Annotated in this window: 16 protein-coding genes; 6 read left to right on the plus strand and 10 right to left on the minus strand. The window is 67.8% G+C overall.

The window, feature by feature from the left end; all coding sequences use genetic code 11:
• Positions 1–51: 51 nt before the first annotated feature.
• Both RM50_RS10530 and RM50_RS10535 read right to left on the minus strand, forming a co-directional pair.
• Positions 52–993: a carbohydrate ABC transporter permease gene (locus tag RM50_RS10530; RefSeq protein ID WP_043452420.1), complete on the minus strand. Its 942-nt coding sequence runs from the start codon at positions 991–993 to the stop codon at positions 52–54.
• Positions 983–1,927, minus strand: coding sequence for a carbohydrate ABC transporter permease (locus RM50_RS10535; RefSeq protein ID WP_043452421.1), 945 nt, complete (start codon positions 1,925–1,927; stop codon positions 983–985). The genes RM50_RS10530 and RM50_RS10535 overlap by 11 nt, the downstream gene beginning before the upstream one ends.
• A 343-nt stretch (positions 1,928–2,270) precedes the next feature.
• On the opposite strand from RM50_RS10535, the gene RM50_RS10540 reads away from it, so the two are divergent.
• The 4 genes from RM50_RS10540 to RM50_RS10555 are packed head-to-tail and all read left to right on the plus strand — an operon-like array spanning position 2,271 to position 7,926.
• Positions 2,271–3,566, plus strand: coding sequence for an ABC transporter substrate-binding protein (locus tag RM50_RS10540; protein ID WP_240471939.1), 1,296 nt, complete (start codon positions 2,271–2,273; stop codon positions 3,564–3,566).
• A gap of 43 nt (positions 3,567–3,609) precedes the next feature.
• Positions 3,610–4,731 (plus strand): dienelactone hydrolase family protein, encoded by a 1,122-nt coding sequence (locus RM50_RS10545; protein ID WP_043452422.1) that lies wholly within the window; start codon positions 3,610–3,612, stop codon positions 4,729–4,731.
• A gap of 31 nt (positions 4,732–4,762) precedes the next feature.
• The gene (locus RM50_RS10550; RefSeq protein ID WP_043452423.1) at positions 4,763–6,814 is read left to right on the plus strand and encodes a DUF6807 family protein; all 2,052 of its coding nucleotides are present in this window, start codon (positions 4,763–4,765) and stop codon (positions 6,812–6,814) included.
• Positions 6,811–7,926 (plus strand): M24 family metallopeptidase, encoded by a 1,116-nt coding sequence (locus tag RM50_RS10555; RefSeq protein WP_043452424.1) that lies wholly within the window; start codon positions 6,811–6,813, stop codon positions 7,924–7,926. Before RM50_RS10550 ends, RM50_RS10555 begins: the two co-directional genes overlap by 4 nt.
• A 228-nt stretch (positions 7,927–8,154) precedes the next feature.
• Here RM50_RS10555 and RM50_RS10560 read toward each other — a convergent pair whose 3' ends face one another.
• The 5 genes from RM50_RS10560 to RM50_RS10580 are packed head-to-tail and all read right to left on the minus strand — an operon-like array spanning position 8,155 to position 14,070.
• On the minus strand, positions 8,155–9,606 hold the full coding sequence (locus tag RM50_RS10560; RefSeq protein ID WP_043452522.1) for an aldehyde dehydrogenase (NADP(+)): 1,452 nt from the start codon (positions 9,604–9,606) through the stop codon (positions 8,155–8,157).
• A gap of 32 nt (positions 9,607–9,638) precedes the next feature.
• Positions 9,639–10,742 (minus strand): mandelate racemase/muconate lactonizing enzyme family protein, encoded by a 1,104-nt coding sequence (locus RM50_RS10565; protein WP_052260132.1) that lies wholly within the window; start codon positions 10,740–10,742, stop codon positions 9,639–9,641.
• A complete protein-coding gene (locus RM50_RS10570; protein ID WP_043452425.1) occupies positions 10,742–11,647 on the minus strand; it encodes a 5-dehydro-4-deoxyglucarate dehydratase in 906 nt (301 codons plus the stop codon). The genes RM50_RS10565 and RM50_RS10570 overlap by 1 nt, the downstream gene beginning before the upstream one ends.
• Complete coding sequence (locus RM50_RS10575) at positions 11,644–12,609, minus strand: NAD-dependent epimerase/dehydratase family protein (protein ID WP_043452426.1); 966 nt, start codon at positions 12,607–12,609, stop codon at positions 11,644–11,646. The genes RM50_RS10570 and RM50_RS10575 overlap by 4 nt, the downstream gene beginning before the upstream one ends.
• Before the next feature lie 9 nt (positions 12,610–12,618).
• Positions 12,619–14,070 carry a Gfo/Idh/MocA family protein gene (locus tag RM50_RS10580; protein WP_043452427.1) on the minus strand — a complete coding sequence of 484 codons (1,452 nt, stop codon included), beginning with the start codon at positions 14,068–14,070 and terminating at the stop codon, positions 12,619–12,621.
• A 351-nt stretch (positions 14,071–14,421) separates the two neighbouring features.
• On the opposite strand from RM50_RS10580, the gene RM50_RS10585 reads away from it, so the two are divergent.
• Entirely contained in the window at positions 14,422–15,456 is a 1,035-nt protein-coding gene (locus RM50_RS10585) for a LacI family DNA-binding transcriptional regulator (RefSeq protein WP_043452428.1), read from the plus strand.
• Between the two features lie 38 nt (positions 15,457–15,494).
• Here RM50_RS10585 and RM50_RS10590 read toward each other — a convergent pair whose 3' ends face one another.
• Positions 15,495–16,223, minus strand: a complete 729-nt coding sequence (locus RM50_RS10590) for a FadR/GntR family transcriptional regulator (RefSeq protein ID WP_205622251.1) — start codon at positions 16,221–16,223, stop codon at positions 15,495–15,497.
• A 61-nt stretch (positions 16,224–16,284) separates the two neighbouring features.
• Between RM50_RS10590 and RM50_RS10595 the strand changes: the two genes are divergently transcribed.
• Entirely contained in the window at positions 16,285–17,622 is a 1,338-nt protein-coding gene (locus tag RM50_RS10595) for an alpha-hydroxy acid oxidase (protein ID WP_043452429.1), read from the plus strand.
• 3 nt (positions 17,623–17,625) lie between these two features.
• Here RM50_RS10595 and RM50_RS10600 read toward each other — a convergent pair whose 3' ends face one another.
• Positions 17,626–18,339: an ArsR/SmtB family transcription factor gene (locus RM50_RS10600; RefSeq protein ID WP_043452430.1), complete on the minus strand. Its 714-nt coding sequence runs from the start codon at positions 18,337–18,339 to the stop codon at positions 17,626–17,628.
• A gap of 80 nt (positions 18,340–18,419) precedes the next feature.
• The gene (locus RM50_RS10605) at positions 18,420–19,631 is read right to left on the minus strand and encodes an acetoin utilization protein AcuC (protein WP_043452432.1); all 1,212 of its coding nucleotides are present in this window, start codon (positions 19,629–19,631) and stop codon (positions 18,420–18,422) included.
• Positions 19,632–19,698: the final 67 nt, after the last annotated feature.

Below are 19,698 nucleotides of genomic sequence, written 5' to 3' on the forward strand. Positions count from 1 at the left end.
ACGGCCCGCCGCAGGGACGGGCCGTTCGGGGTGGGGGCTTGGGAGGCGGGTCTATTTAATGCCGGTGGTGGCGATGCCCTTTATGAGGAACCGCTGGCCGAAGAGGAACACCAAAAAGACGGGCAGCAGCGACACGATGGACATGGCGAACAAGGACCCCCAGCTGGTGGCTGACTGCGAATCCACGAACGCACGCAGCGCCACCGGAACGGTAAACATATCCGGGTCCGTGAGGTAGATCAGGGCACCGAAGAAGTCGTTCCAGGTCCAGATAAACGTGAAGATGGTGGTGGTGGCCAGTGCGGGCACCATCAGCGGCAAAATCACGCGCAGGAAGATCCGGGGGTGGCCGGCGCCGTCGATCCGGGCGGCCTCATCGAGTTCGCGCGGGATGCCGCGGATGAACTGCACCATCAGGAAAACGAAGAAGGCGTCGGTAGCCAGCAGTTTGGGCACCAGCAGCGGCCAGAACGTGTTAACCCACCCGATCTGGGAAAACAGGATGTACTGCGGCACGATGACCACGTGGAACGGCAGCATGATGGTCAGCAGCATGATGCCGAAGAACAGCTTCTTGCCGGTGAACTGCAGCCGGGCAAAGGCATAGGCGGCCATGGAACAGGAGACCAGGTTGCCCAGGATCGAGCCGATCACCACGATGGCCGAGTTGAGCATGTAGTGGCCGAACGGGTGGGTCAGGGCTGACCAGCCGGAGGTGTAATTGCTCATTTCCAGGCTGTTCAGCCACAGGCCGGGCTCGCGGAAGATGAGTTCGTTGGGACGCAGGGAGGAGACCACCATCCACAGCAGCGGGTAGATCATCAATCCACCGGCCAGGATCAGGATGGCGTGCTTCATCAGCGCCTTGCCGCGCTGGGCCCGGCTGAAGGACAGGGTTCCCCGGGACTCGCGGACCCTGGGCTTGCGGTTCGTAGTCTTGCCGTCACCCGCGGACTTGCCAGTGGTGGGCAGCGTCTGAAGCTTAGTCGTCATAGAAAACCCAATACTTAGAAGCGATGAAGTTGATGGCGGTGAAGACACCGATGATGAGCAGCAGCACCCAGGCCATGGCGGACGCGTAGCCCATGTCGAACTGGCCGAAGCCCTTCTGATACAGGTACAGCGTGAAGAACATGGTGGAGTCCGACGGGCCGCCGTTGCCGCCGGAGACGATGAACGCCTGGGTGAACGACTGGAAGGACCCAATGATCTGCAGCACCAGGTTGAAGAAGATGATCGGGCTCAGCATCGGCATGGTGATCCGCCAGAACTGCTGCAGCGTGCTGGCACCGTCCACCTTTGCGGCCTCGTAGTACATGGTGGGGATTTGCCGCAGGCCCGCCAGGAAGATGATCATGGGTGCCCCGAAGGTCCACACATGCAGCAGGATGATGGAGCCCAAAGCGGTGCTCGGGTCCGAAATCCATCCGGGCCCCTGGATCCCGAACATCGCAAGCACCTGGTTGACGAGTCCGGTGGTACCGAAGATCTGCTTCCACAGGATGGCCACGGCCACCGAGCCGCCCAGCAGCGACGGCAGGTAGAACACCGAACGGTAGAACGGAAGCCCGCGGAGGCCCTTGTCCAGGACGAGGGCAATCAGCAGCGCCACCGCCAGCTGCAGCGGCACGCCAATGAAAACGTACGTAAAAGTCACCCGCAGCGAGTTGTGCAGCCGGGCATCACTGAGCATCCGCGTGAAGTTGTCCAGCCCGGTCCACTCCGGCGGCTGCAGCAGGTTGTAGTCGGTGAAGGAGAGGTAGAGGGACATCAGCATGGGACCGATGGTGATCGCCACCAGGCCCACCAGCCACGGAAGCAGGAAGATGTAGGCGGCCTTGTTGTCCCGCCTGTTGGCCTTCTTTTCTTCAGGAGTGGCCCTGCCTTTCCTGCGGCTCAGCGAGGACAGTTCACTGATGGCGCTCACCGGAGCTCCTTCCTGCGGTACGCCGGGCCTGCTGCGGCCGGCAAGGCCGGACGCAGTGCCCTGGGAATGTGTTTTGCGGCCATGTGGTCTCCTTTGGTCATCGTGGCCTCCACGTTGCGGTCATCGCCAAGCGATGCGGGGTCCGGTACCTTCCGGCGCAGCAGCCTGCCGATACCCTTCCGGGAGATTCAGCAGTGCGGCGGCCGGGTGCCGGTGAAAATTGCGGCTCCGTACCAAAGTAAACGCTTTCTTGACTCCTGTATAGCCCTTTGTTAGTTTTTGAGAAAACGCTTTCTGTTGCCCGGGTCATGCCGGTTCAAACTACAAGCCAAGGGGCGCAACAATGAAGTTCGGTCTCAAGAAATCCGTCATGGGCGTCACCGGCGCCGCCGCCGCGCTGGCCCTGGTCCTGACCGGCTGCGGCAGCAGCCCGCAGGCAGGAAAGGTGGGGACGGCCGAAGATCCGGTGACCATCCGCTTCGCCTGGTGGGGCAACGATTCCAGGGCCAAGACCACCATGGAGGTCATCAAGGCCTTCGAGGCAGCCAATCCCGGTATTAGGGTGCGGGGCGAAAACACCGAATACAGCTCGTACTGGGACAAGATGGCCACCCAGATCGCGGGCGGGACCACCCCGGACGTGATCGCCATGAGCGGCGCCTATCCCAGTGAGTACGCCAGCCGCGGTGTCCTCCTGGACCTGGACAAGGTGAAGGACCAGATCGACACCTCAAAGTTCGCGGAAGGAACCGTGGACCTGGGCAAGATCGACGGTACGCAGTACACCATCACCGCGGGCGTCAACTCCATGTCCATGGTTCTCGACCCGAAGGTCTTCGAGGCCGCGGGTGTGGCCATGCCTGATGACGAGACCTGGACCTGGGACGACTACGCGAGGATCGCCGCCGACATCACCCAGAAGTCGCCCGCCGGAACCTTCGGCACTACCCCGATGGCCAACGACTCCTTCCTGGCCGTCTGGGCCCGCCAGAACGGTGAAGAGCTTTACACGGACGACGGGAAGAAAATGGGCATCAGCGAGGACACCCTCTCCCGCTGGTTCGAGCTCAACAAGAAGCTCATGGACACCGGCGGCGCCCCTTCCGCATCACAGACCGTGGAGGACGGCTCCGCGCAGCCGGAGCTGACCCTGATGGGGCAGGGCAAGCAGGGCATGAAGATCTCCTGGAGCAACCAGATGACGTCCTACTCGGGGGCGCCGCTGGTCATGGCCAAGCTGCCCGGCGAAAGCAGGCAACCCGGCGCCTGGCTGCGGTCCTCCATGGAATACGCCATCTCATCCAAATCCAAACAGCCCAAGGAAGCGGCGCTCTTCATCAACTACCTGGTCAACACCATGGACGCAGCGGCCAAGATCAAGAGCGACCGCGGCATGCCCGCCAACACGGAGCTCAAGGCCGGCATCACTCCCCTGCTGAAGGAAACCCAGCAGAAGGAGGCGGCCTACCTGGACCGCATCGCCGCGATGAAGGTCGGGGCCCCCAAGCCGTTCCCGGCCGGGTCCTCCGCGACCATGGAAGTTTTGAACCGTTACAACACGGATGTACTCTTCGGAAAGATCTCCCCGCGTGATGCCGCGAAAGGCATGATCTCCGAGGTCAACCAAAACCTCACCTGACCCCCGCCGCACTACGCATACCTCATCGAAAGGAGGCAGGCAGATGACCCAGGCACCCCGCCCCAGCGCCATTCCGGGCTATGACGACTGGCCTGCCTACGTCCGCCGGCATCCCCGCCACCAGGCCTCCCATGCACCTGGGCAGGAGCTTTCGGACGCACTCGGCGTGCCTGGGCTGTCTGCACCTTCCGCGGTAACGGTGCATTGGGAGGAGACGTACGACGGCGCCACCACCTCCCAGCTCAGCTGGCAGTTGGGATTCGGACCCCGCAGCACGGGCTGGCTGGTCCGCCCGGCCGGAGGTACCGGCCCCCTTCCCGGCATCCTCGCACTGCACTGCCATGGCGGAAACAAGTTCGGCGGCGCCGACCGCCTGGTCGACCTTCCGGAGGCGCACCCGTCGGCCGCTGCTGCCCGCGCGGGCCACTACGACGGCCGGGCACTGGCCACGGACATCGCACGCCGCGGTTTTGCGGTCCTGGCACCCGACTCGTTTGCCTGGGGCAGCCGCAGGTTCGACCTTTCCACGCCGCCCTGGCGGACGGGCGCCGCAGCAGCGGCGAGACTGGCACAGTGGCGGGAGGACGGCGTCGTACCTTCGGATGCAGACGAATACAACGCCGCGGCAGCCTTCCACGAGGACACCGTTGCCAAGGCCGCCGGCCTGCTGGGCACCAGCCTGGCAGGAATGGTGGCCCACGACGACCTCGCCGCGCTGGACATCCTGGCAGCGCTCCCCGGCGTGGACAGCGGGCGCCTCGGCTGCATCGGGTTCTCCGGCGGCGGCGGCCGGTCCCTCACCCTCGCCGCCCTCAGCCCCCGGATCCGCGCCGCCGTGGTGGCGTGCATGATGACCACCTTCGAATCGCTCCTTCCCGCCTACCTCGACGCACACTCCTGGCTGCTGCAGACCCCCGGGCTGTGGAAGCTCGGCGACTGGCCGGAACTCACGGGCAGGTCGGCCGCCGCCCGGTTCCTGGTCCAGTACGCCCTGGCCGACGAGCTCTTTCCGGAAGACGGCATGCGCAAGGCGCACCGGCTTCTGGAAGCCCTGCACAGCGGCACGGACACGTACACCGGCAGGTTCTGGCCCGGCGGCCACATCTTCACTGCCGGCATGCAGGATGAAGCCATCGATTTCCTGGCCGAAACCCTGGCCGCCTGACCCCCTTTCCACCAGCTCCCCAAGGACCACCGTGACCACACAGTCCTCCGCCGCCGCGGACGCACCACACCAGCAGCCCGCCTCCACCGCCGTCCCGCGGATTGCCCTGGTGGGTGTGCACGGGTTCGGTGAACGCCACCTCGCCAACCTTGCCCGGCTCGAAAAGGCCGGCGCCCTGGAGCTGGCAGCCGTCGCCGATCCCAACCCGCCCCTGCCCGGCACTTTGGCGGGCACCGTTGCGGTGTTCCCAGGCCTGGACGGGCTGCTGGCCGCGTACCCTGGCGTCGACGTCGTCATCATCGCCACGCCCATCCAGACCCATGCGCCGCTGGCCCTCGCCGCGCTGGCGGCGGGCAAGGACGTCTACGTCGAGAAGCCCCCGGTGGCTTCCCTCGCCCAGTTCGAAGAAGTCCTCGCCGCTGCCAAAGACAGCGGACGGCTGGTCCAGGTGGGTTTCCAGAGCCTGGGCTCCCACGCCCTGCCCGCCATCCACAGCCTGGTTACCGGCGGGGAGATCGGGACCGTGCTTGGCCTGAGCGCCACGGGACAGTGGTTGCGGACCAAGGCCTACTTCAAGCGCTCACGCTGGGCCGGAAAGCGCAGCCTGGATGGAACCGACGTCGTGGACGGCGTGGCAACCAACGCACTCGCCCATGCCGTGGCAACGGGCCTCCACCTGGCCGGTGCACACACCTTGGCGGATGTCGCATCCGTTGAGACGGACCTGTACCGGGCGAACGATACCGAAAGCGATGACACCTCGGTCCTGCGGGTGCGAACGGCCCAGGGTGCCACGCTGCTGTGCGCCCTCACCCTCTGTGCACCCAGGCAGCTGGACCCCACGGTCACGGTGCACGGCACCCTGGGCGACATCACCCTTTCGTACACGAAGGACGAGGTAACCATCACCACCCCCGACGGCGAGCGCCGGGAGGCGTACGGCCGCACCGACCTGCTCGAGAACCTGTTGGCTGCCCGCGCCACGGGGGCGCCGCTGCTGGCCGGCCTGGAGGACACCGGAGCCTTCACCGCCGTCCTGGAAGCCATCAGGACATCGCCCGCGCCTGCCCCGATCGATTCCGCCTACCTGACGTGGGAGGGCGAAGGCGACGGCGCCCACCCGGTGGTCCGGGGCATCTCCGACCTCATGGAGCGCGCCATTAAGGCGGAGGCTACGTTCGCCGAACTCGGCGTCCCCTGGGCCCGGCCCCTTCCGCCGGTCCGGACACTGACCGTGGACGGCCGCTCCGTTGCGGACTACCAGGACGGCAGCCACATCCGCGCGGTCTCCTCCCCCCGCCCCTACCTCCACCCCGTCCGCACCCTGGGCGGAACCGTGGTCACAGACCACATGCCGCTGGACCATGTGTGGCACCTCGGCGCCGGCGTTGCCCTCCAGGACGTGGACGGCGTGAACTTCTGGGGCGGCCGCACCTACACCAGGGACGCCGGACGCTACATCTGGCGCCCGGACCACGGCAGCATCGCCGTCACCAGCACCGTGACCGAGGAGAACGACGCCGTGGAGGGCCGCGAGGGGCGGCTGCAGGAGGACCTTGTCTGGAGCGGGCCGGACGGTTCCCCCGTCCTGGTGGAGGAACGCACCTGGGCGTGGGCCGGCGTCGCGCCGTCCACCTGGCGCCTGTCGCTGGACTTTGCGCTGTCGCCTGCGGGAGACCACCCGGTCAGCCTGGGCAGCCCCGGATCCAACGGCCGCTTTGAGGGCGGCTACGGCGGATTCTTCTGGCGCCTGCCAGGTTGCCGGGACGCCACGGTGTGGACGCCGGCGGGCAGCGGCGAAGCAGGGACCCACGGCAGCGTCACCCGCTGGCTCGCCTGGTCAGGACAGTTCGACGGCGGCCCAGCCACCCTGGTCTTCGTTGCTCCGGAAGGCTCAACCGACCCGTGGTTTGTCCGGGTGGACGGCTACCCGGGCGTGGGCCAGTCGCTGGCCTGGGACACTCCCGTCATCGCAGCGCCGGGCAGTCCGGTCCGGCGCAGCATCACCGTTTTCGTGGCCGACGGATTCCTGGCCACACCCGACATCGAAGCACTGCTCAACCACCAGGGGGACCCGTCATGACACAGGCACCAACCGCAGCCGCCCCTCTGCAGGAGGCGCGCCTGGCTCCGGGATCACGGACGGACCGGGCCATCAAGCGCCGGCGGGTGCTGGGCATCCTTGATGCCGCCGGCCGCGATTCCCTGCTCCTGACCTCCAATACGGCCCTGACCTGGTATCTGGACGGCAGCCGCGTCCACGTCAGCCTGGCCGGGGATCCCATCGCCGCCCTGTTGGTGGACCGCGGCGGCGACCACCTGGTGACGTTCAACAACGAAGCCGGCAGGATCGCGGCCGAGGAGCTTCCCGCGCAGGTCAGCCTTCACACCGTGCCCTGGTACGGCAACCTGCACCAGGCCGCGGCCGCCATCGGGACCAGCACGCAGCCTCCGCTGGCCGAAGCGGAGGCCGCCACTGAACTGCGCGCCGCGCGCCAGCAGCTCCTGCCCGCGGAAAGTGCCCGCTACTCCCTGCTCAGCGCCGAACTGGCCGCCATCCTGACGGACGTCCTGTCCGCCGCCCGGCCGGACACCACGGAATTCGGCCTGGTTTCGGCGCTGGCCGCCCGCGTGGTGGCCGCCGGCGCGGAACCGCTGGTGCTCCTGTGCAACGGCAGCTCCCGCAGCGCCTTCCGGCATCCCTTGGCCACGCACTCCCCGCTGGGCAGGCGCGCCATGGCCGTAGTCTGCGCCCGGCGGGACGGCCTGGTTGCCAACATCACCCGATGGGTGAGGTTCGACGCCAGCACCCCGGAAGAGCGCGACGCCGAGGCGCGCATCGCGGCCGTGGAGGCGGACATTTTCGACGCGACTGTCCCCGGCGCACGGCTGGACCGGATCTTCGCAGAGATCCAGGCCGCCTACGTCCGGCACGGCTTCGGGGCGGACCAGTGGGAGCAGCACCACCAGGGCGGTCCGGCCGGCTATGCGGGACGCGATCCGCGGGTCACCTCGAATGCCACCGATGCCGTGGTGCTGGACCAGGCCTTCACCTGGAACCCCACCGCACCCGGGGTCAAGATCGAGGACACGGTGCAGCTCACCGGATCCGGACTGCGCATCCTGACCGTGGACCCGCGCTGGCCGGTGACCACGGTCAACGGCCTGGCCCGGCCGGTCACGCTGCAGCTGTAACAAAGGTGGCAGGCAAGTACCCCGGAGCCGACCGGCTCCGGGGTTTTCTCCGTCTGACGCCCGCTATCGACGCGCAAATTCACTGTCGACCCGCGCGTACCCTAACGCACCCCATATTTGGGCGCGTCCGGGAATCTGCGCGTCGAAGGAAAATTTGCGCGTCGCCAGGAGCCGCGGCAACAACTGCGGGAGCGTTTGTGCTCGTCCCGTATTCGGTGAGAGAGCGTGTTACGGAAGCACCAGTTCCCCGTCCACCCGCCGCGGGATACCCAGCGGGTTGTCCTCTCGCAGCGCCGGGTGCAGGACGTCCTCCGGGGCGTCCTGGTAGGCGACCGGACGCTGGAACCGGCGGACCGCCGTCGCGCCGACCGAGGTGAACAGGGACGTGGTGGCGGGGTAGGGGCCGCCGTGCTGCTGCGCCCAGTTGACGGCTACCCCGGTGGGCCAGCCCTCGAAGAGGACGCGTCCGGCCAGCCCGGACAGCTGCTCCACCAGGCCCGCGATGTCTTCACCGGGCTGGGCGTGCAGGGTGGCGGTGAGGCTTCCCGGGACCTTTGCCAGGACAGCGGAAAGCTGGTCCTGGTCCGCGTACTCGATAAGGATGGTGGTGGGTCCGAAGCATTCCTCCAGCAGCTGCTCCGGGCGTTCCAGGACCTTCGCGGCCGTGGTGGAGAAGACCACCGGCGCCGCTCCGTTGGCAACGGCGTCCTGCTCCACGCTGCCGCTGACCACGTCAACGCCGTCCACCGCGGCAAAGCTGCGCAGGCCGTGCGGGTAGGCTTCCGCGATGCGGCTGGTCAGCATGCCGTGGGCCGGTTTGTCCTTGCTGGCCGCGGCAACTTCGGCGGCGAACTGCGTCCCGGCGGGGATGAACACCAGGCCAGGCTTGGTGCAGAACTGCCCAGCGCCGAGGGTGAAGGACCCGGCAAGGCCCGCGGCGAGCTCTCCCGGGCGGGCCTGCAGTGCAGCGGCCGTGATGACCACAGGGTTGAGGCTGCCCAGTTCGCCGTAGAACGGGATGGGATCCGGCCGGGAGGTGGCGAGGTCGAACAGGGCACGGCCGCCGGGGATGGAGCCGGTGAAGCCCACGGCTTTGATGGCCGGATCCTGGACCAGTGCGGTGCCCACTTCGCGGCCGTGGACCAGGGCAAAGATACCTTCGGGTGCTCCCGCGCCGCGGAGTGCCTCTGCCACGATCTCCGCGGTCCGCTCGGAGAGCCGCAGGTGGCCCGAGTGGGCCTTCACAATGACGGAGCAGCCCACGGCGAGGGCCGAGGCGGTGTCGCCGCCGGCAACGGAGAAGGCGAATGGGAAATTCGATGCGGAGAAGACGGCCACGGGGCCGATGGGCTTGAGGATCCGGCGGAGGTCCGGCCGGGGCGGGATGGCGGCCGGATCCGCGTGGTCGATGATGGCTTCCAGGTAGGAGCCCTCGGTGATCACGCGGGCGAACAGCCGCAGCTGGCCGGTGGTGCGTGCCACCTCGCCGGTGAGCCGCGTGGCGCCAAGGCTTGTCTCGGAATCGGCGATCTCCACCAGTTCACTGGCGTGGGCGTCCAGGGCGTCGGCGACGGCGGTCAGCCAGACCGCGCGTTCGGCGTCGGAGGCCGCCGCGGCGATTTTGGCTGCCGAGGTGGCGGCGGCGGTGAGTTCGGTCAGGGAAAGCGTTGCAGTTGTCACGTCAGGTACCTGTTCTTGTCTCGGGTTCTTGGTCACAGCCCGTCCTTGAAGCGGAAACCCAGCCCGGGACGGTCCGCCAGGGTGACCCTGCTGTTGGTGAACCGCACCGGCGGCGGCCCGGCCAGGATGCCCAGCTGCTCGAACGACGCGTCTTCAACGTCCTCCACCAGGGTGGGCTCGGCCAGGGTCAGGGCCAGCTGTCCTGACAGTTCGGGCAGCAGGTGCGGCATCACCCTGATGCTGTTGGTCCGCGCCAGCTCCACGATCCGCCGGAAGGGGGTGATGCCGCCGACCCTGATGATGTTCGGCTGGATAATGTCCACTGCTTCCGCCTCAATGAAATCGCGGAACCGGTAGATGGTGTGGAGGTTTTCGCCAAGGGCGATGGGTACCGGTGAATGTTTCCGGAGCCGCCGGTAGGCCCACAGGTCGTCGGCCCGGAGGGGTTCCTCAAGCCAGTCAAGGCCGAATTCGGACAGGACGTCCAGGGCCCGGAAGGTGGCCGGCAGGTCCCAGCGCTGGTTGGCGTCAATCATGAGCCTGCGGTGCGGGCCCAGGACGGAGCGGACGGCCTGCACGCGTTCGTAGTCTTCGCGGAGGTCCGGCTTGCCCACCTTGATCTTCACCGCCTGGTGGCCTGCGGCAACCCAGCGTTCAGCCTGCGCCACCAGCTCCTCCAGCGTGTAGTGCAGGTTCACCCCGGACCCGTACACCTCGGCGGATTCCTGCCGCCGGCCGATGAGGCCGGTGACGGAGGTGCCGGCCCGGGTGGCCTGCAGGTCCCAGAGCGCCAGGTCCACGCCCGCCATAGCGATGGTGGTGAGTCCCCCGCCGCCGGCCTCGTGGAGCCGCTTCCACAGCGCGTCCCATACTGCCTCCGGCGACGCGGGCAGTCCCGTGATGAACGGGGCGATGTCGTAGTCCAGCAGCGCCTTGGCGGCCTGCGGGCCGATCGTGGGTGTCCAGGAGAACCCGTAGCCCGTGCCGCCGTCGTCCGTATGGACCTCGGTGGCGATCACGTGGTTCTCCGGTGCCTCCGCACCCCAGGACCTGCGCAGTGGAACTGTCAGGAGCCGGGTGGACAGGCCGGTGATGCTGGGAACAGTCCGCACAGCCTGGGCCGCCGGCGCGCTCATCAGTGGCCGGCCAGCTCGTAGCCCTTGGCCAGGATGGCCTTCAGTTCCACGAGCTGCTCTTCCGTGGGGTCGACCAGCGGCGGCCGGACGGATCCCACCGGCAGTCCGGCCAGGCGCAGTCCGGCCTTGATCAGGGAAACGCCAAAACCGGGGGTCTGGTCGCGGAGGCGGACCAGCGGCGCGTAGAAGCCCTCGAGCAGTGCGTTGCGGCGGTCCTCGTCCCCCGCGGTGTAGGCGTCGTAGTAGGCCTTGGCGATTTCGGGCGCCATGGCGAACGCGGCCGAGGAGTAGAGCGGGATGCCCAGTCCCCGGTAGGCGCCCTGGGTCAGTTCGGCGGTGAGCAGGCCGTTGAAGAAGGCGAAGTCGGTCCGGCCGGCGGCGTGGACCGCCGTGACGATTTCCTGGGCCAGGCCAACGTCGCCCAGGCCGTCCTTGAAGCCGATGACCTTGGGGTTGCCGGCGAGTTTGGCCATGGACGCGGCGGTGAACTTTGCGTTGCCGCGGTGGTAGACGATGACCGGCAGGCTGCTGGCGCCGGCAACAGCCTCGATGTAGGCCACCAGCCCGTCCGTAGGACCGGTCACCAGGTAGGGCGGCAGCACCAGGAGGGCGTCCGCGCCGGCTTCTTCAGCAGCTTTGGCCGCGGCAAGGGCGTGGCCCAGGGGTCCGCCGGCGCCGGCCACCACGGGCACTTTTCCTGCGACGACCTCGACGGCGGCGGCCACCACGGTGCGGACTTCATCGATGCTGAGAGCATGGAATTCGCCGGTGCCGCAGGCGGGGAACACACCGCCGGGACCAAAGGGCAGCCGGGAGCTGATGTGTTCCTTGAGCAGTTCCACGTCGACGGAGCCTTCGGCCGTGAACGGGGTGACGGGGAAGAAGAGTACGCCGTCGAATTTCATGATGTCTCCTTGCCTCCGCCGCCGGCGGTGACCAGCGGCAGGGCCTCGTCGTTGAGGGTGTGGTTGGACTTGAGTTCGGTGCGCCAGGTGCGCCTGGGCTGCCAGCCGAGCAGTTCCCGGGCCTTGGCAATCGAGAACGCCGGGCTGGTGCCGGTGAGGCCGGCGCTGAGCGCCTCGCTTCCCGGCAGGAACCGGGGCATCAGTTCCGCTAGGGGTGCCGTGGCAAGGGCGTCGGCTGCCCCGACGAAGAAGGTTTCCCCGTTGGGAATGTCCCCCATCCGCTGCAGGAGCAGGTCCAGGAAGTCCGCCACATCCCGCGCGTCCACGTAGTTGAACAGTGCCGGCGCGGAGAGGGCGGGGTCGGCCAGCCGTTCGGCGAGCGTGTGGCCCTGCTGGGTGGGGGCACCGTCCCATTCCTCGGGCGAGATCACGAAGCAGGGGCGGAACGCCGCATAGCGGATCTTTTCCCCCTGGGCGGCGGCGAACATCTGCACGGTCTGTTCGGCGATGAGCTTGGACAGGGCGTAGGCGTTCCAGGGCTTGGGCGGGGTGCGTTCGTCCAGCGGGAACGACGGCGGCAGCCAGCCCGCGGGACAGCCGTAGCCCAGGACGGTGGGGCTGCTGGCGGTGACGATTTTTGGCACGCCCAGCTCCGTCGCGGCGCTGATGACGGCGAAGGCAAGCCGGGTGTTGGTGCCAAAAATGACATCCTCCGGCGCGCTGAACGGTACGGCGATCGCCGCGAGGTGGATCACGGCGTCGGGCCTTGCTGCCCCGATCAGCCGGGCAGCCTCCCCGGGCGCCAGGAGGTCCGCAGTTTCCTGGACGACGCCGGCCGGCAGAAGTCCGGCGGGCACCGCCTCGCGGTCAACCGAGACCACCTCGTGGCCTGCGAGGGCCAGTCCCGCCACCACGCTGCGGCCCAGGCGGCCCGAGCCGCCGGTGACGAATATCCTGCTCATGGTTCTTCCTTACTTGCCGCGGCGCAGGTCGACGCCGAGGTCCAGGTCCTCGACGCGGACGGGCAGGGAGGTTTCAAGCGACCTGTTGCCGGCGATGCCCACGGAAACGGACCGCAGCCCGTCCAGGTAGCCGGAAGGACGGCCCAGCGGATCCTCGCCGGGACCGTTGAACAGGTCCGAGAGCAGCAGTTCGTCGCCGCCGCCGTGGCCGCCTTCGCCGTTGACGATCGGGACCTCGTAGGCGGCCTCCCAGTGACGCTGCACCACCAGGCGTTCACCGTTGCGGCGTACTGCGTCTTCTTCCTCCACCGGCGTCGCGCTGGGATCCACCACAGTCTTCCGGTCAGTGCTGTGCAGGACCGCGGCGCGTTCCACCACTTCCAGCTCTGCACGCCCCTCGGTACCGTTGACGGCCACGCGGTAGCCTTCCCAGGGGCTGTGGGCGTTCAGCGAGTAGCTCAGTCGCGGGCCGCCCTGGTACTCCACAACGAGGGCGAGGTTGTCCTCGATGGTGATGCCGGCGGTGAAGACGTCCTGGTCGCGGCGGTAACCGTCGTAGTGCTCGTTGTCGAGGAAGAGGGCCTTGAGCCGCTCATCCTCCCTGAGGTCCAGCGCGAAGGGGTCCTTGTCGCCGGCGGGGGCATCGGCGTCGGGAGTCCCGCGTTCAGGGCGGGGGCCCAGGCCGCGCTCGGCGGCGTTCCTGTCGCCGTAGAACTTCAGGCCGCCGGAGGCAAAGACCCGTTCGGGGACGTCGTCGATCCACCAGTTGACCAGGTCGAAGTGGTGGGAAGCCTTGTGGATCAGCAGGCCGCCGGAGTTTTTCTTCTCCCGGTGCCAGCGGCGGAAGTAGTCCGCGCCGTGGACGGTGTCCAGGACCCAACTGAAGTCGATGGAGGTCACTTTGCCGATCACGCCGCTCTGGATGATTTCCTTCAGCGCACTGTTGCGCGGCGAGTAGCGGTAGTTGAAGGTCACCACCACGTTCCGGCCGGTTTCATGGACGGCCTGGACAATGCGGCGGCAGCTTTCCGCGTCGATGGTCAGGGGTTTTTCCACGACGACGTCCGCCCCCGCCCGGAGTCCCTCCACGATGTAGTCGGCGTGGGTGTAGTCGGGCGTGGTGACGATAATGCGGTCGATGGCGTTGGCCTGGACGAAGCTGGTGAGCTCCGCGGGGTCGAACGATGCCACCGGTCCCGGGGCGCCCAGCTCCTGGATGAGCTTCTGGTAGAACTCCACCCGCCCGGGGTTGACGTCGGAAAAGGCCACCAGCTCGGCCGTATCCGCGTGCTTGCCGAAGATGGCACGGACGTACATCTCGGAGCGGCCGCCGGTGCCGATGAGGGCGATCCGGGCCTTTCCGTCCTTTCCGGGTGCGGCAAGTGCGGCGGCGGTGTCAGCGGCGGCGGTGCCGGTGTCGGAAGCAGCGGCGGCCGACGTGGTCTCGGCTGTGTTGACCATGGGGTCCCTTTCGAAAACTTGTGTTCCGCAGCGGGGTGCGGGGATTCGGCGGCGGCACTTTGCTGCACCGTGCGAAGAGAGCTGAGAAAGCGTTTTCTCGTTGCCCTATAGATGTTGTATCAACCCCTCGGCGTATCCGTCAACCATTTGCTGGTACGGAAGAAAGCGTTTTCCATGACATCCATGCAAATCCGGATGCGCGGCTCCGGAAACCAGCAGGAAGCAGGGTAGAAATCGGTTTCCTGCTCCCGTATATGCTGTCTGTCAAAGCACCTGCCGTCCGAGTGCGGCTGCCGCGGTGACCAGTCTGTCGCGGCGGGACTGCCCGGCGGCGCAAACGAAGGGTTCCTTATGGCCAGGAAATCGGCAAGCGGCAGGATCGGCATCGCGGATGTCGCCGTGAAAGCGGGAGTTTCGCATGCAACGGTTTCACGCGTCATGAACGGGAACTTCACCGTGGATCCCGACATCGCGGCCCGGGTCCGTGCCGCCGCCGCGGAACTGAAGTACCAGCCCAACCCGGTGGGCCGCAGCCTGGCCCTGGGCAAAACGGACACTATCGGCATCGTGGTGCCGGACCTGGCCAACCCCACCTTCCAGGCGATCCTTCGCGGCCTGAGCAGGGCCGCCGCCCAGGACGGCTACCGGGTGCTCATTGCCGATTCCTTTGAAGTGTCCAGCGAGGAGTCGATCCTGGCCGGCGAAGCGAGGCGGCGGTGCGACGGGCTGGTCCTGTGCGCCCCCCGCATGACCGATGCGGAACTGGAGGAGATTGCCCCGTCGCTCCATCCCCTGGTGCTGATCAACCGCACCACGGCCGCCCCGGATGTCCCCAGCCTGGTGGTGGACTACGGCCAGGGCGTCCAGGACATCGCCGGGCACCTGGTGGAACTGGGCCACACACGCCTGGCCTTCCTCGCGGGACCGCCCCGCAGCGCCTCTAATGAAATGCGCCTCAAGGGCCTGGAAAACTTCAAGGCTGCCCATCCCGAGGTTGACGTGACCATGCTGGAAGGCGGGTCGGACTTCGATACCGGGCATGAAGCCGTTGATGCCGTGCTGGCCAGCGGCGCCACCGGAATCCTGGCTTTCAACGACCTGGTGGCCATGGGCCTGATGAGCGGGCTGCACGAGCGCGGCCTGGATGTCCCGGGTGACATTTCCGTCACCGGTTTCGACGACATTCCCTTCGCCAGGTATACGACGCCGGCACTCACCACCGCGGCCGTCCCCATCACCGAACTGGGCGAGCAGGCATGGCACCAGCTGCGCTCATTGATCCGGAAGGAAGGAAACGAGGCCCCTGGCAGCCGCTACCAGCCGCGGCTGGAAGTCCGGGCCAGCACCGGTCCGGTCAAGGCTCCGCGCAGCACTGTGCACGGCTAAGCAGTCGATGGCTGAATGGAAGCCCGGCCCGGGGCCCCTTAGGCGCTTCTCCCCAGCCCGGCCTCTTGGTAGTACCCCTCGATATGGGCGGCCACCAGCCTGGCCGCACGCCCGCCGTCGTCGTTCCTGATGGCTGCCAGAATGCCCTGGTGCTCCCCATGCAGCCTGGCCGCGGTTGCTTTCCAGTCCGGAAGGCCGGCCGTCAGCTCAGCCGCGTAGCCCTGGATGGCTTCGCGCAGCGAGCCCATCATGGCGCTGACCACGGCATTGCCGGCGGCGTTGGCAAGGGCCAGGTGGAACCGGACATCGAGGGCCAGGAACTCATTGACCGCCAGATCCTCCGGCATGTCCATGGCGTCCAGCAGGGCCGCCGCCTCCACCAGCTCCGGGGCGTCCGGACGGGCCTTGCCCGCGGCCCACGATTCCAGCAGGATGCGGGTTTCCACGATGTCCGCCACGGGCAGGTGCTGGGTAGCGACGTGCAGCCGGAGGGCTGAGCCAAGAGCGGAGGTGGGGTCCGAAATCACCACTGTGCCTGCGTCCGGGCCCGACCCCACGCCGGCGCGGACCACCCCCATCGCCTCCAGGATCCGGACTGCCTCGCGGACCGAGGTGCGGGACACCTTGAGCTGCTCGGCCAGGCTTCGTTCCGCGGGCAGCCGCCCACCCACGGTCAGCCTTCCGGCGGCGAGCTCGTTCTCGATCCACGACAGGACCAGCTGATGGGTACGCACCGGTCCATGGTACTTGATGTGGTCCAACCACATGGCCTAGAGTGTGGTTGGACCACAGCAGACCGGACCGGCATCAGCCGAACGGAAGGACGCCATGACGCACACCATCCAGCCGAACAATCCCGAGGCCACCCCGGCACCGGGGACCACGGACATTCCGGCAGCGCCGGCAGCCAGCCCCGCGCCGCCGTCGTCCGCCCTGCCTCCTGCCCTCAAGCGCCGCATCCCCAAGTACTCGGACCTGGCACCCCTGATGCAGTTCAAGAAGCCGGAGTTCAGCAAGGAAGCGCGGTTGAAGCGGGCCAGCACCATCTGGGAACTGCGCGACATCGCCAAGCGCCGCACGCCCAAGGCGCCGTTCGACTACACGGACGGGGCCGCCGAGGAGGAGATCACACTCCGCCGCGCCCGCCAGGCCTTCCTGGACATCGAGTTCCGGCCCGGCATCCTGCGCAATGTCTCCAGCATCGACCTCAGCACTGACATCCTCGGCAAGCCTTCCCGACTGCCGGTCGGGATCGCGCCCACGGGCTTCACCCGGATGATGCAGTCCGAGGGTGAATACGCGGGCTCGCGGGCGGCCGAAGCCGCCGGCATCCCCTACACCCTTTCCACGATGGGCACGGCGTCGATCGAGGACGTGGCGGCAGCCGCGCCGAACGGCCGCAACTGGTTCCAGCTGTACCTCTGGACGGACCGGGACCGCTCCCTTGAACTGATTGAACGCGCCGCGAAAGCCGGCAATGACACCCTCATGGTCACCGTGGACACTGCCGTGGCCGGCGCCCGCCTCCGTGACGTCCGCAACGGCATGACCATCCCTCCGGCACTGACGGTCAAGACTGTCCTGGACGCCTCCTACCGGCCCGCCTGGTGGTTCAACTTCCTCACCCACGAACCGCTGACCTTCGCGTCGCTGTCCCGCTACACCGGCACCGTCGCGGACCTCATCAACTCCATGTTCGACCCCACCCTCACCTTCGAGGACCTCGACTGGCTCCGCGAAACCTGGAAGGGCAAGCTGGTGGTCAAGGGTATCCAGACCGTTGAGGACGCCCGCCGCGTGGTGGACCACGGCGCTGACGGCGTTGTCCTGTCCAACCACGGCGGCCGCCAGCTCGACCGTGCGCCCATTCCGTTCCACCTGCTCCCGGAGGTCAAGCAGGCCTTCGCGGGGGACAACAGCGAAGCCGCCATCATCCTGGACACCGGCATCATGAGTGGCGCGGACATCGTGGCGGCCCTGGCGCTCGGCGCCGATTTCACCCTGATCGGGCGCGCCTACCTGTACGGCCTGATGGCGGGTGGCCGCGCCGGCGTGGACCGCGCCCTTCAGATCCTGGAGAAGGACATGGCACGCACCATGGCCCTGCTGGGCGTCAGCCGGATTTCCGAGCTGACCCCGGAGCACGTGCGGCTGCTGGGGAAGTAGGCGCTACTTCCGGCGCCCGAACTTGGGCAGGGTGGGCAGGTTGGCCAGCAGGTCCGCGGCCTTCGTGGCGGCGCGGCCCACGGTGCGGCCAATCTGCTGCGGGACGCTGTCGTCACTGAGCGGGGCTGCGGTGCCGCCGGGAATCACGACGGCGGGACTCAGCTCGGCGCCTTCCCGCACCAGGACGGGCGCCGGGACCTCCTCCCGTGCCGGCTGCTGCGGCTCCGCTGTCCGGGAGGCCGGGGGCAGGGCGGCGGCAGCAGCGGCCACGCCTTCCTTCAGGTGGGCGGGCGCCTGCTCCCCTGCGGCTTGGCCGGTCTCCTTCCGGCCCTGGGCGGCCGGGTCCAGGGCTTTCCCTGCGGGCACTTCCCCGCCCCGCGCTTCCTGGCTTTGGACCGACGTGTGTGGAACTGCCTGGAGCGTGCTGGTGGGCGACGCGGACGCCTTGGCGCCGGCGCCGACGTCGAACGTCTCGAGCCAGCTGGCGATCCCCTCCAGCGGCCCGCGGTTAAGCGCGTAGTACCGTTTCTGGCCCTGCGCGCGCATGCTGACCAGCTGGGCTTCGCGAAGGACTTTCAGGTGCTTGGAAATGGTGGGCTGGCTCGCCGCCAGCTCCTCCACCAGTTCCCCCACGGCTTTATCCCCCGCGCGCAGGGCCACCAGGATGTCCCGCCGCGTGGATTCCGCTATGACGGCAAATACGTCGTCTGTCACCATGCCTCCCACCCTAGCGACATATACGCCGAAAGGCATCAACTATTTCGGGCTGCCGCACGCCGGCGGTGGCCGCATTTGTGCTAGTCGAACCAGGGGTCCAGCCCGTGCAGCGGAAACACTGCCTTGCGGGTGGCCATGACGGTGCGGTCCACGGCGTCGTTCGGGTCGAAGCCCACTTCCCAGGAACGCCACCACAGCTCCACGTCATCTCCCATGAGGGCGGGCGCCTCTGTGCCGAACTTCTCCATCACGTACTGCCGCCAGTCGCCCGGCACCGGGGTGCGCACCGGCACGGGCCGCCCCGCGGCGATCGCCACCAGGTGGCTCCACGCCCGCGGCACCACCTCCAGCACGTTGTAGCCCCCGCCGCCGGTGGCGATCCAGCGCCCGCCGCAGTAACGCTCCGCAAGATGCCCGACGGCGTTCGCTGCCTCGCGCTGTCCGTCCACACTGAGGTTGAGGTGCGTGAGGGGGTCGCTGCGGTGCGAATCGCAGCCATGCTGGCTCACGATCACCTCCGGCGCGAACGCGCCCACCAGTTGGGGCACCACGGCGTAGAAGGCCCGCAGCCAGCCGGCGTCCGCGGTGCCGGCCGGCAGGGCGACGTTGACGGCCGTTCCTTCAGCGGCAGGGCCGCCGATCTCATTCGCGAACCCGGTCCCCGGGAAAAGGGTCAGCCCCGTCTCGTGCAGCGAGAGCGTCAAAACGCGGGGATCGTCCCAGAAGATGTTCTGCGTCCCGTCGCCGTGGTGGGCGTCGACGTCGATGTAGGCCACTTTGCGTACCCCGCCGTCGAGCAGCTTCTGCACGGCAAGGGCGGCGTCGTTATAGATGCAGAAGCCGCTGGCCCGGTCACGGGCCGCATGGTGCATTCCGCCGCCGAAGTTCACAGCATGAAGGGCTGACCCGTCAAGCACCCGTTCGGCGGCCAGCAGGGAGCCGCCGGCCAGCCGGGCGGACGCCTCATGCATGCCGGCAAACGCGGGGTCATCCTCCGTCCCCAGGCCCCGGGATTCGTCCGGCTGCGAAGGATCGGCGCTGACCCGGCGCACTGCAGCCACGTAATCGGGAGCATGGACGGACTCCAGCTCCGCGTCGGATGCCACCTCCGGCGCCGCCACTTTGACGTGGTCCAAATCGAAAAGCCCCAGGCTGCGGGCCAGGCGGGCGGTCAGGTCCATCCGCTCCGGCGCCATGGGGTGGCCGGGACCAAAGTTGTACGCTGTCATGTCTGGACTCCACGCCACCATCGTCGGCGGCGCGGGCTGGCTGAGTCCGGGCAGGTATGTCATCAATCACAGGCTACCCGAGCGCGCACCGCCGCCCGTCCGGCCATGACGCGGCCTTTAGTGGTTTACT

Origin of the sequence: Pseudarthrobacter phenanthrenivorans (genome assembly GCF_000813845.1) — a bacterium.
In the GTDB taxonomy this organism is placed as follows: Bacteria; Actinomycetota; Actinomycetes; order Actinomycetales; family Micrococcaceae; genus Arthrobacter; species Arthrobacter phenanthrenivorans_B.

Coding starts and splice junctions, on each gene's coding strand:
- RM50_RS10540 (WP_240471939.1), top strand. CDS start 2,271: ATGAAGTTCGGTCTCAAGAAATCCGTCATGGGCGTCACCGGCGCCGCC.
- RM50_RS10595 (WP_043452429.1), top strand. CDS start 16,285: ATGACGCACACCATCCAGCCGAACAATCCCGAGGCCACCCCGGCACCG.
- RM50_RS10555 (WP_043452424.1), top strand. CDS start 6,811: ATGACACAGGCACCAACCGCAGCCGCCCCTCTGCAGGAGGCGCGCCTG.
- RM50_RS10580 (WP_043452427.1), bottom strand. CDS start 14,070: ATGGTCAACACAGCCGAGACCACGTCGGCCGCCGCTGCTTCCGACACC.
- RM50_RS10530 (WP_043452420.1), bottom strand. CDS start 993: ATGACGACTAAGCTTCAGACGCTGCCCACCACTGGCAAGTCCGCGGGT.
- RM50_RS10600 (WP_043452430.1), bottom strand. CDS start 18,339: ATGGTGACAGACGACGTATTTGCCGTCATAGCGGAATCCACGCGGCGG.
- RM50_RS10575 (WP_043452426.1), bottom strand. CDS start 12,609: ATGAGCAGGATATTCGTCACCGGCGGCTCGGGCCGCCTGGGCCGCAGC.
- RM50_RS10570 (WP_043452425.1), bottom strand. CDS start 11,647: ATGAAATTCGACGGCGTACTCTTCTTCCCCGTCACCCCGTTCACGGCC.
- RM50_RS10545 (WP_043452422.1), top strand. CDS start 3,610: ATGACCCAGGCACCCCGCCCCAGCGCCATTCCGGGCTATGACGACTGG.
- RM50_RS10605 (WP_043452432.1), bottom strand. CDS start 19,631: ATGACATACCTGCCCGGACTCAGCCAGCCCGCGCCGCCGACGATGGTG.
- RM50_RS10590 (WP_205622251.1), bottom strand. CDS start 16,223: ATGTGGTTGGACCACATCAAGTACCATGGACCGGTGCGTACCCATCAG.
- RM50_RS10585 (WP_043452428.1), top strand. CDS start 14,422: ATGGCCAGGAAATCGGCAAGCGGCAGGATCGGCATCGCGGATGTCGCC.
- RM50_RS10565 (WP_052260132.1), bottom strand. CDS start 10,742: ATGAGCGCGCCGGCGGCCCAGGCTGTGCGGACTGTTCCCAGCATCACC.